The organism is gamma proteobacterium symbiont of Axiagastus rosmarus (assembly GCF_059730925.1).
Window position 1 is genome coordinate 1,428,248 of the sequence record NZ_AP035925.1, and the last position, 15,010, is coordinate 1,443,257.

A 15,010-nucleotide genomic window follows, 5' to 3' on the forward strand; every position below is an offset into this window, starting at 1 on the left:
TCAAATCAAAGAATAGTGATGCGGACATACACGCATCGCTTTCGTTGTGTAATCATTTCTGCATTGTTTAAAACTTAAGCGGCCCTGCGGCCCGGGAGTAAACCATGGAAATGACCCATGCACAGCGACTGATTCTTTCTAATCAATACCAGATGATGGCGATGCTTGAGCCGGATAACGCCGAGCGCTATCGCCGCTATCAGACCATTATTGAACGCGGCTATGGACTGCAATTGCGCGAGCTGGACAAAGAGTTCGGCGAGCTGAGCGAGGCGACCTGCCGTACGCTGATCGACATTATGGAAATGCATCATGCGCTGCATGTTTCCTGGTCCAATCACAAGGCGCCGTGCAACATTGAAGAGCGTCGCCTGGCGTTTCTCGGCTTCGACGCGGCCACCGAAGCGCGTTACCTCGGCTACGTACGCTTTATGGTTAACGTGGAAGGGCGCTATACCCATTTCGATTCCGGCACCCACGGCTTCAATGCGCAAACCCCGATGTGGGAAAAATACCAACGCATGCTGGCGGTGTGGCACACTTGTCCGCGTCAGTATCACCTCAGCGAGAATGAGATCGCGCAAATCCTCAATGCCTGAATAAGGAGCAACGTGTGAAGTACAGGGGGTTTCTGTTTGATTTAGACGGGACGCTGGTGGATTCACTGCCGGCCGTGAATCGCGCCTGGTCAAGCTGGGGCGCACGCCACGGCCTTGCTGCGCAGCAGGTGCTGGACTACATTCACGGCAAACCGGCGATCAACTCGCTGCGCCACTTTATGGCGGGCCAGTCTGAAGCAGCGATCCAGGCCGAATTTCGCTGGCTGGAGCAGCTGGAAGCAGAAGACACGGCAGGCGTGCAGGCGATTGCCGGTGCACACGCGTTGCTGACCACCCTGAACGCACTCGACATTCCCTGGGCGATTGTGACTTCGGGATCGATCCCGGTGGCGCATGCCCGTCACAAAGCGGCCGGTTTACCGCTGCCGGAGGTGTTTATTACCGCCGAGGACATTAAATTCGGTAAGCCCAATCCTGAACCTTATTTGCTGGGCGCTGAGCGGCTCGGGCTTTCTGCGCCAGAATGCGTGGTGGTGGAAGATGCACCGGCGGGCATTATCGCCGGGCTGGAAGCAGGCAGCGCGGTGGTGGCGGTCAATCCACCAGCCGATGCGCCACGCCTGAGTGAAGTGGCGCTGCAGGTGGAAAATCTGCAGCCGCTGCACATCAGTAAACAGCCGGACGGTTATTTCAGCGTGACGCTCCGCGCCTGAAACAGCCCACGCTGAGCGGCGCAGATTACAGCGGCGTATCCTGGGAAATTTCATCCAGCGACAGGCTGAAGCTGGGGATGAAGACTTCAACGAAGTAATCCATCTCCGGCGATCGCCGCTGCGCCAGCGTCTTCTCCAGACGGGCTTTGGCCAGCAGAAACTCGTTGTTGCCGGCCGACAGTTCTTCAAGGCACTTAAGGTAGGCGCACAGCGCATCAGCCTGTTTCACCACCGCCTGCTCGCTCTCGCTATGCAGGTGCTCATCCAGCAGCGGACGATACGCGTCCTGCAACTCAGGTGGCAGCATCTCAATCAGCTTGTGCTGCGCAATCTTTTCGATCTTCTTGTATTCATGGGCAATCTGCGCGTTGTAGTACTTCACCGGCGTGGGCAGATCGCCGGTCAGCACTTCGCTGGCATCGTGATACAGCGCCAGCATGGCGATGCGATCGGCATTCAGATTGCCGTTAAATTTTTTGTTTTTAATGATGGCCAGCGCGTGCGCCACCATGGCGACCTGCAGACTGTGCTCGGAGACATTTTCCGTGCGCACATTGCGCATCAGCGGCCAGCGGTTGATGAGTTTCAGGCGGGAGAGGTGGGCGAAAAAGTGGCTACGGGTCATGGACGGTTCCTGTTGCACGGCGGGGAGCTTGTGCGGCTCCCCGAAAGTCAAACAGTATACGCGTCACAGATTACTGGCGATAGCCTTGCAGGAAGCGACCAAACTTGTTGATGGCCATCTCGAGGTCGTCCACGCGCGGCAGGGTAACGATGCGCACGTGATCCGGCCACGGCCAGTTAAAGGCGGTGCCCTGCACCAGCAGCACTTTTTCCTGCAGCAGGAAATCCAGCACCATTTTCTGGTCGTCCATGATGTTGAATTTCTTCGCATCGATGCGCGGGAACATATAGAGCGCGCCCTGCGGCTTCACGCAGCTGACGCCGGGAATATCGTTGATCAGTTCCCAGGCGCGCTGGCGCTGCTCGAACAGCCGTCCACCCGGCGCGATAAACTCGCTGATGCTTTGATAGCCGCCCAGCGCAGTCTGAATGGCATGCTGCGCTGGCACGTTAGCGCACAGACGCATCGAGGCCAGCATCTCCAGACCTTCGATATAGCCTTTGGCGTGCTTCTTCGGTCCGTTCAGTACCATCCAGCCCTGGCGGAAACCGGCCACGCGGTAGGTTTTGGACAGCCCGTTGAAGGTCACGGTCAGCAGATCCGGTGCCAGCGCGGCAATCGAATGATGCTGGGCTTCGTCATACAGAATCTTGTCGTAGATCTCGTCGGCGAAGATGATCAGGTTATGCTGGCGGGCGATCTCCACGATCTCCAGCAGCAGCTCTTTGCTGTACACCGCACCGGTCGGGTTGTTGGGGTTGATGATCACGATCCCGCGGGTACGCGGTGTGATTTTGCTGCGGATATCATCCAGATCCGGGAACCAGCCCGCGGATTCGTCGCACAGATAGTGCACCGCTTTGCCGCTCGACAGCGAAACCGCCGCCGTCCACAGCGGATAATCTGGCGCGGGCACCAGCATCTCATCGCCGCTGTTCAGCAGCGCCTGCATCGCCTGCACGATCAGTTCAGACACACCGTTGCCAATATAGATATCTTCTACCGTAACGTCGCGCATGTCGCGCGCCTGGTAGTGCTGCATGATGGCTTTACGTGCTGAATAGAGACCTTTCGAGTCGCAATAGCCTTGCGCGCTCGGTAGGTTACGAATCACGTCTACCAGGATTTCATCAGGGGCTTCAAAACCAAACGGGGCAGGGTTGCCGATGTTGAGTTTGAGAACTTTGTTGCCTTCTTCTTCGAGACGTTTAGCTTCTTTCAGTACCGGGCCACGAATGTCGTAACAGACATTTTCCAGCTTGCCGGATTTATCAATTTGAAAATTCATCGTTACCGCCTTAATGGGCAGAGTCCTTTTAACCTGCCACTAAAATCAAACCTGCTCAATTTACTCCTCTCACCGTAACAAAAGAAGGGCAGCGCTGGGTTTTGGCGCGATAGCCAGGCTTTGCCGGATTCAGTGGCGCGAAACGCATTTTTAACTATTAAAACTGGTTTAATTATCTATTAAAATGGCAGGAATCAACATTAAATGCTTGCGCTGATCGGGTCGCCTGTAAACCGGGATATCCAGCCGCGCGCCGCGCCATTCAGCAATTTTTCATTTAACTGCGGTCTGAGGAATGGTTAGCGACTTGATGAAATAGTTAAAGAAATCTTGTTAGATGCCGAAAAAATGTGCAGCAATGATTAAGCACTATCTGGCATGAGGCGATGACGACGGTTATTTGCTTTGCCAGGCGGTTGAAACCAGGCCCCGTCAGCCGGGGATAAAACCGCGTGGCAGCGGCTTAAATAGCATTTACGCTGTCACTTTAACGCTTATCATTCAGTTTAAGAACCAGGCGGGTTAAAAAATCAGCAGCGTTGTGGCAGGATGTGCCGGAAATGGCTTTTGGTCAAAAATTACGATGTTTTGAACAAAAACATTTCCATTTATAGCGTAAAAATGATTAAGTATAATTTATTATTTGATGCACTTTATCGCTTCGCATCAGCATAACAAGATGTTATTCCTTTTTGCCCCGCAGGACAGTTTGGCGGGAAACCAGGCAACTACACAGCTTCCAGCAACGTTCTACTGACGTCCCTGGCCCAGGAAGTTGTTCTGACTTTTACGACGCCATTGCCCGTTTTGCGGTGATGTGTTCGTCGGCATCCGCCTGACTCGTTTTTTTCATGAGCGCCTTCACACAGGGCGATCATTAAGCACCATTACCACTTATCTCTTTGATAAGTATGGTAATACACCAGGGTAGTAGTTTCAAAAAATCTTATAAGTGAAGAAATAACATGACTAATGCAAATCGTCCGATACTGAATCTCGACCTCGATCTGCTGCGTACTTTTGTCGCCGTTGCTGACCTGAATACCTTTGCAGCCGCCGCTGCAGCAGTATGCAGAACGCAATCAGCCGTAAGCCAGCAGATGCAACGTCTGGAACAATTGGTAGGTAAAGAGCTGTTTGCCAGACATGGACGTAACAAATTGCTGACTGAGCATGGCATTCAGCTGCTTGGCTACGCCAGGAAGATCCTGCGTTTCAACGATGAAGCCTGCACTTCTTTAATGTACAGCAATATCCAGGGCGTGCTGACGATTGGCGCGTCTGACGATACCTCTGATACCATTCTGCCGTTTCTGCTTAACCGCGTAACGTCAGTGTATCCGAAACTGGCAATCGACGTCCGCGTGAAGCGTAATCCGTTTATGATGGAGATGCTGAACCAGGGCGAAGTGGATCTGGTGGTGACCACCTCCAGTCCGGGTAACTTCACCTACCAGGTGCTGCGCACCTCGCCAACGCTGTGGTACTGCGCTGCAGACTATATTTTCCAGCGCGGTGAAGCCATTCCGCTGGTGCTGCTGGATGAGCCAAGCCCGTACCGTGACATGGCGATCGATCATCTCAACGAAGCGGGTATCCCGTGGCGTATCTCCTACGTGGCTTCCACGCTGGCGGCGGTACGTGCGGCGGTAAAAGCGGGGCTGGGTGTCACCGCGCGTCCGGTTGAAATGATGAGCCCGGAGCTGCGCGTGATGGGGGCGGCAGAAGGCCTGCCGGTGCTGCCGGATACGCAATATCTGCTGTGCCGTAATCCGGACAGCGATAATGAGCTGGCGCTGGCCATCTTCAACGCGATGCAGTCCACTAACGATCCTTACAATCTGAGTGCGAATCCGGACGGTACGCTGCTGCTGGATGATGAAGAGTAAGGTTGACCGTTACTGGTAATCCGGCACAACCGGCATGCCAGATAATTGTTAAAAGTTAGAGAAAAAAGCCTTAGCCTGATGAAAATCAGCTAAGGCTTTTTTTATGGCGGTTATTTCCGCTTTTTTAGCACGATTTGCACCTGATAATTTCACTAACTTCCTGAAAAGTGAAATGTGTTTCATTTTCATCCTGCGCGGAATTTATTTATCATTTCGTGCCAACTTTATCTCCGTCTTTCGTCAGACCGCCTGCCGGTTTTTCCAGCAAAAAACGTCAATATGTGTTCTGGATCAAAAAAATACCCCCGATAAGGGGGGGGAAATCCGCGCAAGACCTGTCAAACTATGATTGTTAAACGCACGATCCATGCATGTGAATACCCGCTACACTGAAATTAACCGTACAAACTGAAGCGATTTAGCTGGCGCTCAGGGGTGCATATGTTAATAATATGATGCGGGTGTAAATTAATGTTTGGATACTTTTGTCAAAGTTGACAAAAGGTTATAGAAAGGAGTAAAAAACCCCATAAAATTGCTGCTTAATTGATAAAGACAGCAAAGTTTATAAGGTTTTTTATCCTTCCCTTGAATCGATGTGGTGTGTTTGCTGCGACAGTGCAGGATGCCATCGCCACTTTTGATGAGTAAGCAAAGAGTATGTCAACAACCACAGAAGTCATCGCTCATCACTGGGCGTTTATTGTTTTCATTGTTATCGCGTTTGGCCTGTGTGCCTTTATGTTAACCGGTGGCTGGTTGTTAGGTGGACGTGCACGCGCGCGTCATAAAGACACGCCGTTTGAATCCGGTATCGAATCCGTCGGTGATACCCATATCCGCCTCTCGGCAAAATTCTATCTGGTTGCGATGTTTTTCGTCATTTTCGACGTCGAAGCCCTCTATCTATACGCATGGTCGACCTCCATTCGCGAAAGCGGCTGGGTCGGCTTTGTCGAAGCCGCAATTTTCATTTTGGTGCTCCTGGCAGGCCTGGTTTATCTGGTGCGCATCGGTGCGCTGGATTGGGCGCCTGCGCGTCGTCGCGTAGTCGTCAAATCGAGCCCGGTCAGCCACAGTCACACCAACCCTCATAAGCAGTAAAAGCGAGGCAATAAGATGGACTACACGCTGACACGCGTAGACCCGAACGGGGGCGATAACGACCGTTATCCCCTGCAGAAACAGGAGATTGTTACCGATCCTCTGGAGCAGCACGTTCATCGCAGCGTCTATATGGGCAAGCTCGAGCACGCCCTGCATGACATGGTGAACTGGGGTCGTAAAAACTCTCTCTGGCCGTATAACTTCGGCCTTTCCTGTTGCTACGTGGAAATGACCACGTCATTCACCGCAGTACATGATGTGGCGCGTTTCGGTGCGGAAGTAATGCGCGCCTCGCCACGTCAGGCTGACTTTATGGTGATCGCCGGTACGCCGTTTACCAAAATGGCGCCGGTGATTCAGCGTTTGTATGACCAGATGCTGGAACCAAAATGGGTGATTTCGATGGGGGCCTGCGCCAATTCCGGCGGCATGTATGACATCTATTCGGTGGTGCAGGGTGTGGATAAATTCCTGCCGGTTGATGTGTATATCCCGGGTTGTCCGCCACGTCCGGAAGCTTACATGCAGGCGCTGCTGCTGCTGCGTGAGTCCATCGGCAAAGAACGTCGTCCACTCTCGTGGGTGGTTGGCGATCAGGGCGTGTATCGCGCCAATATGCAGTCTGAGCGTGAAAGAAAGCGTGGTGAGCGTATTGCCGTCACCAACCTGAGAACCCCAGACGAAGTTTAAGCACCCCGTACACGGATGGAGCCACGGCCGCAGCAGATAATGACAACGTAGTGTGTGCCGCCATCCTGACGCCTTCTTTTGAGTGCCTGATTACAGGCCGGAATGGTGAGTAACGTATGACAGATTTAACCACGCAAGATCTCGCTCAGCCTGCATGGCAAACCCGGGATCACCTGGATGATCCGGTGATCGGCGAGCTGCGTAACCGTTTTGGGCCGGATGCCTTTACCGTTCAGGCCACCCGCACCGGCATTCCGGTCGTTTGGGTGAAGCGTGAACAGCTACTGGAAATCATTGAATTCCTGCGTAAGCTGCCGAAGCCGTACGTCATGCTCTATGACCTGCACGGTTTCGATGAGCGTTTACGTACTCACCGCGCCGGTCTGCCCGCCGCGGATTTTTCCGTTTTCTATCACTTGCTGTCGATTGAACGCAACCGCGACATCATGCTCAAGGTGGCGCTGTCTGAAAACGATCTGAATGTGCCCACCATCACCAAAATTTTCGCCAACGCCAACTGGTACGAGCGCGAAACCTGGGAGATGTTTGGTATCACCTTCAACGGCCACCCACACCTGACGCGCATCATGATGCCGCAGACCTGGGAAGGGCACCCGCTGCGTAAAGACTACCCGGCGCGCGCCACCGAGTTCGATCCTTTCACGCTGACTAAGCAGAAAGAAGATCTGGAGATGGAGTCACTGACCTTCAAGCCGGAAGACTGGGGCATGAAGCGTGGCACCACCAATGAGGACTTCATGTTCCTCAACCTCGGTCCGAACCACCCTTCAGCGCACGGTGCCTTCCGCATCATTCTGCAGCTGGATGGCGAAGAGATCGTCGACTGCGTGCCGGACGTGGGTTACCACCACCGCGGCGCGGAGAAGATGGGCGAGCGTCAGTCGTGGCACAGCTATATTCCGTATACCGACCGTATCGAGTACCTCGGCGGTTGCGTAAACGAAATGCCTTACGTGCTGGCGGTGGAAAAGCTGGCGGGCATCACCGTACCGGATCGCGTGAATGTGATTCGCGTGATGCTGTCAGAGCTGTTCCGTATCAACAGCCACCTGCTGTACATCTCCACCTTTATTCAGGACGTCGGTGCCATGACACCGGTGTTCTTTGCCTTTACCGACCGTCAGAAAATTTATGACGTGGTGGAAGCGATCACCGGTTTCCGTATGCACCCGGCGTGGTTCCGCATCGGCGGTGTGGCGCACGATCTGCCGAAAGGCTGGGAACGTCTGCTGCGCGAGTTCCTCGACTGGATGCCGAAGCGTCTGAAAGAGTACGACAAAGCTGCGCTGCGCAACACCGTGCTGATGGGCCGTTCGCAGGGTGTGGCCGCCTATAACATGGACGAAGCGCTGGCGTGGGGCACCACCGGTGCCGGTCTGCGCGCTACCGGTCTGGATTTCGACGTGCGTAAATGGCGTCCCTATTCCGGCTATGAAAACTTCGACTTTGAGGTGCCGGTCGGCGCCGGCATCAGCGACGCTTACACCCGCGTGCAGCTGAAGATGGAAGAGATGTGGCAGTCGCTGCGTATCCTTGAGCAGTGCCTGAAAAACATGCCGGAAGGGCCGTTCAAGGCCGATCATCCGCTGACCACGCCGCCACCGAAAGAGCGCACGCTGCAGCACATTGAAACCCTGATCACGCACTTCCTGCAGGTTTCGTGGGGCCCGGTAATGCCGGCCAACGAATCGTTCCAGATGATTGAAGCGACGAAAGGGATTAACAGCTACTACCTGACCAGCGATGGCAGCACCATGAGCTACCGCACCCGCGTGCGCACGCCGAGCTTCCCGCATCTGCAGCAAATCCCTTCGGTGATCCGCGGCAGCCTGGTATCCGACCTGATCGTGTACCTCGGTAGTATCGATTTTGTTATGTCAGACGTGGACCGCTAATTATGCACGATCAAAAAATTGCCATTCAAACCATCGACCCGACTGAGGTCTTTGTGCTGAGCGAGGCCGAGCACCACGCTATTGAGCATGAAAAACATCACTACGAAGATGCGCGCGCGGCGTCGATTGAAGCGCTGAAGATCGTGCAGAAGCAGCGCGGCTGGGTGCCGGACGGTGCCATCAACGCAATTGCTGAGGTATTGGGCATTCCGGCCAGCGACGTAGAAGGTGTGGCGACGTTTTACAGCCAGATCTACCGTACGCCGGTTGGCCGACACGTGATCCGCTATTGCGACAGCGTGGTGTGCCACATCACCGGTTATCAGGGCATTCAGGCGGCGCTGGAGCAGAACCTGAACATTAAGCCGGGACAAACCACGCCGGATGGCCGCTTTACGCTGCTGCCAACCTGCTGCCTCGGCAACTGTGACAAAGGCCCGACCATGATGGTGGATGAAGATACCCACGTTCACCTGACGCCGGAAGGCATCGCCAACCTGCTGGAGCAGTATCAATGACCATTAAACAGATCATTCGTACTGCGGAAACCCATCCGCTGACCTGGCGTCTGCGTGACGACAAACAGCCGGTATGGTTCGATGAATACCGCAGTAAAAACGGCTACGTTGGCGCCGATAAGGCGCTGAAGGGCATGAGCCAGGACGAGATCGTCGCCGCGGTGAAGGATTCCGGCCTGAAAGGGCGCGGCGGTGCGGGCTTCAGCACCGGCCTGAAATGGAGCCTGATGCCCAAAGATGAATCCATGAACATCCGTTACCTGCTGTGTAACGCTGATGAGATGGAGCCTGGCACTTATAAAGACCGCTTGCTGATGGAGCAGTTGCCGCACCAGCTGGTGGAAGGCATGCTGATTAGTGCGTTTGCGCTGAAAGCCTACCGTGGCTACATCTTCCTGCGCGGTGAATACATCGAAGCCGCGGAAAACCTGCGTCGTGCGATTGCCGAAGCTACTGCCGCGGGCTATCTCGGCAAAAACATTCTTGGTACCGGCTTCGATTTCGAGCTGTTTGTTCACACCGGTGCGGGCCGCTATATCTGTGGCGAAGAGACCGCGCTGATCAACTCGCTGGAAGGGCGCCGCGCTAACCCGCGTTCCAAGCCGCCGTTCCCGGCCAGTGCCGGCGTCTGGGGCAAACCGACCTGCGTCAACAACGTTGAGACGCTGTCCAACGTGCCGGCGATCTTCCTGAATGGCGTGGAGTGGTACAAAAACATCTCCAGCAGCGAAGACACCGGTACCAAGATGATGGGCTTCTCCGGCCGGGTGAAAAATCCGGGCGTATGGGAGCTGCCGTTTGGCACCACCGCGCGTGAAATCCTCGAGGATTATGCCGGCGGAATGCGCGATGGCCTGAAGTTCAAAGCCTGGCAGCCGGGCGGAGCCGGTACCGACTTCCTGACCGAGCAGCACCTCGACCTGCCGATGGAATTTGCCAGCATCGGCAAAGCCGGCAGCCGTCTGGGTACCGCGCTGGCGATGGCGGTCGACCACGAAATCAATATGGTGTCGCTGGTACGCAACCTCGAAGAGTTCTTTGCGCGCGAGTCGTGCGGCTGGTGTACGCCGTGCCGCGACGGTCTGCCGTGGAGCGTGAAGATCCTGCGTGCGCTGGAGCAGAAAAAAGGCCAGCCGGGGGATATCGAAACCCTGCTGCAGCTGTGCCGCCAGCTCGGTCCGGGCAAGACGTTCTGCGCCCACGCACCGGGTGCCGTTGAGCCACTGCAGAGCGCGATTAAATATTTCCGTGACGAGTTTGAAGCCGGCATTGCGCCGCAGGTGTTTGGCAATACCCGCGCCATTGGCGGGATTCAGCCTAACCTGCTGAAAGCGCGCTGGTAAGCCGCCGTCGTACACGGAATCGCCCGGGCCTGAGGCTGCGGGGCAGGAATTAGATGTTTAACGCTCGTCTGCGGACGAGCCTTACGGAAGCATGTTCACTATGGCTACAATCCATGTAGACGGTAAAGAATATGATGTGAACGGAGCGGACAACCTGCTGCAGGCGTGTCTGTCTCTGGGCCTTGATATTCCTTATTTTTGCTGGCATCCGGCGCTGGGAAGCGTGGGAGCCTGCCGCCAGTGCGCGGTGAAGCAATTCCAGAATGCCGAAGATACCCGTGGTCGCCTCGTCATGTCCTGCATGACGCCTGCGTCTGACGGCACCTTTATCTCCATCGACGATGGCGAAGCGAAAGAGTTTCGTGAAAGCGTGGTGGAGTGGCTGATGACCAACCACCCGCACGACTGTCCGGTGTGCGAAGAGGGCGGTAACTGTCACCTGCAGGATATGACGGTAATGACGGGACACAGCTTCCGTCGCTACCGTTTTACCAAGCGTACCCATCAGAATCAGGATCTCGGGCCGTTTATCTCGCATGAGATGAACCGCTGTATCGCCTGTTACCGCTGCGTGCGCTACTACAAAGATTACGCCGATGGCAAAGATCTTGGCGTGTACGGCGCGCATGACAACGTCTACTTTGGACGTCCGGAAGATGGCACGCTGGAGAGCGAATTCTCCGGTAACCTGGTAGAAATCTGCCCGACCGGCGTGTTCACCGATAAAACCCACTCTGAACGCTATAACCGTAAGTGGGATATGCAGTTTGCGCCCAGCATCTGCCAGCAGTGCAGCGTGGGTTGTAACACCAGCCCGGGCGAGCGCTATGGCGAGCTGCGTCGTATCGAAAACCGCTACAACGGATCGGTGAACCACTACTTCCTGTGCGACCGTGGCCGTTTCGGCTATGGCTACGTAAACCGTAAAGATCGTCCGCGTCATCCGGAACAGCTGCGCGGTAGCGACCGCATCACGCTGAACGCAGAGCAGGCGGTTAATGCCGCCGCGGATATCCTGCGTCAGGCGAAGAAGGTGATCGGTATCGGTTCACCTCGCGCCAGTATTGAAAGCAACTTCGCGCTGCGTGAACTGGTGGGCGCGGAAAACTTCTCAACCGGTATGCCGGCAGCTGAGCAGGCGCGGGTTGAGCTGATGCTGAAAGTGCTGCAGCAGGGCGGTATCTATACGCCATCGCTGCGTGAAATTGAAAGCTATGACGCCGTGCTGGTGCTGGGTGAAGACCTGACTCAGGTTGGTGCCCGCGTGGCGCTGTCGGTGCGTCAGGCCGTTAAAGGCAAAGCACGCGAAATGGCCGCCGCTCAGAAAGTCGCGGACTGGCAGATCGCCGCCATCCTCAACATTGGTCAGCACGCCAAACATCCGCTGTTTGTCACTAACGTTGATGAAACCCGTCTCGATGATATCGCCGCGTGGAGCTATCGCGCACCGGTGGAAGATCAGGCACGCCTGGGCTTCGCCATCGCACACGCGCTGGATGACAGCGCACCGGCGGTTAGCGACTTTGACAGCAGCCTGAACGGCAAGCTGGACGTGGTGGTCCAGGCGCTGGCCGGCGCGAAAAAACCGCTGATCATTTCCGGCACCCACTCGGGCAGCACGGCAATGATTGAAGCGGCAGCCAACGTGGCTAAAGCGCTGAAAGCGCGCGGTGCTGACGTCGGTATTACCTTCCTCGCCGGTGCCGCTAACAGCTTCGGTCTCGGCCTGATGGGCGGCCAGTCGCTGGACAGCGCGCTGGAGCAGCTGGATAAAGGCGAAGCGGAAGCGCTGGTGGTGCTGGAGAACGATCTCTACCGTCACGCGCCGAAAGCCACCGTCGATGCGGCACTGCATAACACCGCGCACGTGATCGTGGTTGATCATCAACGCACGGCCACGCTGGAGAAAGCCGGTCTGGTGCTCTCCACCGCCAGCTTTGCCGAGAGCGACGGCACCTCCATCAACCATGAAGGTCGCGCCCAGCGCTTCTTCCAGGTTTACGATCCGGCCTATTACGACGATAGCGTGGTGATGCTGGAGAGCTGGCGCTGGCTGCATTCGCTGCACAGCGCCGTCGAGAGCCGCCAGATTGACTGGACACAACTCGATCACGTGATTGATGCCGCGATTGTGGCGCTGCCGCAGCTGAAAGGGATTAAGGACGCGGCGCCGGACGCCAGCTTCCGTATTCGTGGCCAGAAACTGGCGCGTTCACCGCATCGTGCCAGTGGCCGTACCGCCGCGCGCGCCAACATCAGCGTGCACGAACCGCGTCAGCCGCAGGATAAAGACACCATGTTTGCCTTCTCCATGGAAGGTAACAACCAGCCGTCGGCACCGCGTTCGCAGATTCCTTTTGCCTGGGCACCAGGCTGGAACTCACCGCAGGCGTGGAACAAGTTCCAGGCGGAAGTGGGCGGTAAACTGCGTCATGGCGATCCGGGCGTGCGTCTGTTTGAAGCCAGCGAAAGTGCACTGGACTGGTTCAGCCAGGTTCCGGCACGCTTCGTGGGCGGCAGTCAGTATCGCGTGGCACCTTACTATCAGCTGTTTGGTAGTGAAGAGATGACTCAGCGTTCGCCAACCTTCCAGAAACGCATGGCAGCGGCCACGCTGGTGATCAACCCGGCAGATGCTGAGAAGCTGGGCGTTAATAACGGTGCGTCCGTGGAGCTGGTTTGCGCCGGTGAAACGCTGCGTCTGCCGGTGCGCGTCTCTGCGGCACTGCAGGCGGGGCAGGTGGGTCTGCCGCTCGGCATGCCGGGTGTACCGCCGTTCCTCGCGGGTGCGCAAATTGACAAACTGCAGGAGGCAGCGCAATGAGCTGGCTGACACCGGACGTTATTGACATCATCCTGCAGGTGGTGAAAGCCATTGTCATCCTGCTGGTGGTGGTGGCCTGTGGTGCCTTCATGAGCTTTGCCGAGCGTCGTCTGCTCGGCCTGTGGCAGAACCGTTATGGACCGAACCGCGTAGGCTGGGGCGGCTCGCTGCAGCTGGCGGCGGACATGATCAAAATGTTTTTTAAAGAGGACTGGGTTCCGCCGTTTACCGATCGCTTTATCTTTACCCTGGCACCGGTCATCGCCTTCGTTTCGCTGCTGCTGGCGTTTGCGATTGTGCCGGTTTCGCCGAGCTGGATGGTCACCGACCTGAACATCGGTCTGCTTTTCTTCCTGATGATGGCGGGTCTGGCGGTATACGCCGTACTGTTCGCGGGCTGGTCGAGTAACAACAAATACTCGCTGCTCGGTGCAATGCGTGCCTCCGCGCAGACCCTGAGCTATGAAGTGTTCCTCGGCCTGTCGCTGATGGGCGTGGTGGCGCAGGCGGGTTCCTTTAACCTGAACGCCATCGTTGAGAGCCAGACGCACCTGTGGAATATCATCCCGCAGTTCTTTGGCTTCGTGACCTTCTGTATTGCTGGCGTCGCGGTGTGCCACCGTCATCCGTTTGACCAGCCGGAAGCGGAACAGGAGCTGGCCGACGGTTACCACATCGAATATGCAGGGATGAAGTTCGGCCTGTTCTTTGTCGGTGAGTACGTGGCCATTACTACCGTTTCGGCGCTGATCGTCACTCTGTTCTTCGGTGGCTGGCACGGTCCGTTCCTGCCGCCGTTCATCTGGTTCGCCCTGAAAACGGCGTTCTTTATGGTGATGTTTATCCTGATTCGTGCTGCGCTGCCGCGTCCACGCTATGACCAGGTGCTGTCGTTCGGCTGGAAAGTATGTCTGCCGTTGACGTTATTGAACCTGCTGGCGACTGCCGCAGTGATTCTGTACAACGCGCAGTAAGGGGTTTTGAGATGACTTTAAAAGATATTGTCGTAGGCTTCGGCACGACAGTGCGCAGTATCTGGATGATTGGCATGCATGCCTTCGCCAAGCGCGAAACCCAGATGTATCCGGAAGAGCCGGTTTATCTGCCGCCGCGCTACCGTGGCCGTATCGTGCTGACGCGCGATCCGGACGGCGAAGAGCGCTGCGTGGCCTGTAACCTGTGCGCCGTTGCCTGCCCGGTCGGCTGTATTTCGCTGCAGAAAGCGGAGATGCAGGATGGCCGCTGGTATCCGGAATTTTTCCGCATCAACTTCTCGCGCTGCATCTTCTGTGGTTTATGTGAAGAAGCGTGCCCGACCACCGCGATTCAGCTGACGCCGGACTTCGAACTCGGTGAGTTCAAGCGTCAGGATCTGGTGTATGAGAAGGAAGACCTGCTGATTTCCGGTCCGGGTAAATATCCGGAGTACAACTTCTACCGCATGGCAGGTATGGCGATCGACGGTAAAGACAAAGGCGACGCGGAAAACGAAGCCAAACCGATCGACGTTAAAGGCTTATTACCTTAAGGAGCCAGG

13 protein-coding genes and 1 pseudogene are annotated in these 15,010 nt (G+C 56.0%); 11 read left to right on the forward strand and 3 right to left on the reverse strand.

Going from position 1 to position 15,010, the window contains the following annotated elements; all coding sequences use genetic code 11:
- The first annotated feature begins 104 nt into the window (after window positions 1–104).
- Both AC6I8F_RS06590 and AC6I8F_RS06595 read left to right on the forward strand, forming a co-directional pair.
- A complete protein-coding gene (locus AC6I8F_RS06590; protein WP_021509205.1) occupies window positions 105–599 on the forward strand; it encodes a YfbU family protein in 495 nt (164 codons plus the stop codon).
- A gap of 14 nt (window positions 600–613) precedes the next feature.
- Entirely contained in the window at window positions 614–1,273 is a 660-nt protein-coding gene (locus tag AC6I8F_RS06595) for a sugar phosphatase (RefSeq protein WP_058769909.1), read from the forward strand.
- A gap of 25 nt (window positions 1,274–1,298) precedes the next feature.
- Here the strand turns inward: AC6I8F_RS06595 and yfbR are convergent, their stop codons facing one another.
- Together yfbR and AC6I8F_RS06605 are read right to left on the reverse strand one after the other, a co-directional pair.
- Window positions 1,299–1,898, reverse strand: a complete 600-nt coding sequence (yfbR, locus tag AC6I8F_RS06600) for a 5'-deoxynucleotidase (RefSeq protein ID WP_021509207.1) — start codon at window positions 1,896–1,898, stop codon at window positions 1,299–1,301.
- A gap of 70 nt (window positions 1,899–1,968) precedes the next feature.
- Window positions 1,969–3,186 (reverse strand): pyridoxal phosphate-dependent aminotransferase, encoded by a 1,218-nt coding sequence (locus tag AC6I8F_RS06605; protein ID WP_021509208.1) that lies wholly within the window; start codon window positions 3,184–3,186, stop codon window positions 1,969–1,971.
- Window positions 3,187–4,151: 965 nt separating this feature from the next.
- Here AC6I8F_RS06605 and lrhA point away from each other — a divergent pair.
- Window positions 4,152–5,075, forward strand: a complete 924-nt coding sequence (gene lrhA, locus AC6I8F_RS06610) for a transcriptional regulator LrhA (protein ID WP_021509211.1) — start codon at window positions 4,152–4,154, stop codon at window positions 5,073–5,075.
- A 48-nt stretch (window positions 5,076–5,123) separates the two neighbouring features.
- Here lrhA and AC6I8F_RS06615 read toward each other — a convergent pair whose 3' ends face one another.
- On the reverse strand, window positions 5,124–5,258 hold the full coding sequence (locus AC6I8F_RS06615; protein ID WP_254919513.1) for a hypothetical protein: 135 nt from the start codon (window positions 5,256–5,258) through the stop codon (window positions 5,124–5,126).
- Between the two features lie 477 nt (window positions 5,259–5,735).
- Here AC6I8F_RS06615 and AC6I8F_RS06620 point away from each other — a divergent pair, with 477 nt between their 5' ends.
- The 8 genes and pseudogenes from AC6I8F_RS06620 (at window position 5,736) to nuoI (ending at window position 15,001) form a co-directional block, all read left to right on the forward strand.
- Window positions 5,736–6,179 (forward strand): NADH-quinone oxidoreductase subunit A, encoded by a 444-nt coding sequence (locus tag AC6I8F_RS06620; RefSeq protein WP_021509213.1) that lies wholly within the window; start codon window positions 5,736–5,738, stop codon window positions 6,177–6,179.
- A gap of 15 nt (window positions 6,180–6,194) precedes the next feature.
- On the forward strand, window positions 6,195–6,872 hold the full coding sequence (locus tag AC6I8F_RS06625) for a NuoB/complex I 20 kDa subunit family protein (RefSeq protein ID WP_021509214.1): 678 nt from the start codon (window positions 6,195–6,197) through the stop codon (window positions 6,870–6,872).
- 116 nt (window positions 6,873–6,988) lie between these two features.
- Window positions 6,989–8,788, forward strand: a complete 1,800-nt coding sequence (nuoC, locus tag AC6I8F_RS06630) for an NADH-quinone oxidoreductase subunit C/D (RefSeq protein ID WP_031280036.1) — start codon at window positions 6,989–6,991, stop codon at window positions 8,786–8,788.
- A pseudogene (gene nuoE / locus AC6I8F_RS06635) lies at window positions 8,763–9,306 on the forward strand (NADH-quinone oxidoreductase subunit NuoE). The gene nuoC and the pseudogene nuoE overlap by 26 nt, the downstream one beginning before the upstream one ends.
- A gap of 2 nt (window positions 9,307–9,308) precedes the next feature.
- The gene (gene nuoF, locus AC6I8F_RS06640) at window positions 9,309–10,649 is read left to right on the forward strand and encodes an NADH-quinone oxidoreductase subunit NuoF (RefSeq protein ID WP_031280037.1); all 1,341 of its coding nucleotides are present in this window, start codon (window positions 9,309–9,311) and stop codon (window positions 10,647–10,649) included.
- Between the two features lie 100 nt (window positions 10,650–10,749).
- Window positions 10,750–13,473, forward strand: coding sequence for an NADH-quinone oxidoreductase subunit NuoG (nuoG, locus tag AC6I8F_RS06645; RefSeq protein WP_498028649.1), 2,724 nt, complete (start codon window positions 10,750–10,752; stop codon window positions 13,471–13,473).
- Window positions 13,470–14,447 carry an NADH-quinone oxidoreductase subunit NuoH gene (gene nuoH, locus AC6I8F_RS06650; RefSeq protein WP_021509219.1) on the forward strand — a complete coding sequence of 326 codons (978 nt, stop codon included), beginning with the start codon at window positions 13,470–13,472 and terminating at the stop codon, window positions 14,445–14,447. The genes nuoG and nuoH overlap by 4 nt, the downstream gene beginning before the upstream one ends.
- A gap of 11 nt (window positions 14,448–14,458) precedes the next feature.
- Window positions 14,459–15,001 carry an NADH-quinone oxidoreductase subunit NuoI gene (gene nuoI / locus AC6I8F_RS06655; protein WP_021509220.1) on the forward strand — a complete coding sequence of 181 codons (543 nt, stop codon included), beginning with the start codon at window positions 14,459–14,461 and terminating at the stop codon, window positions 14,999–15,001.
- The last annotated feature ends 9 nt before the right edge of the window (window positions 15,002–15,010 follow it).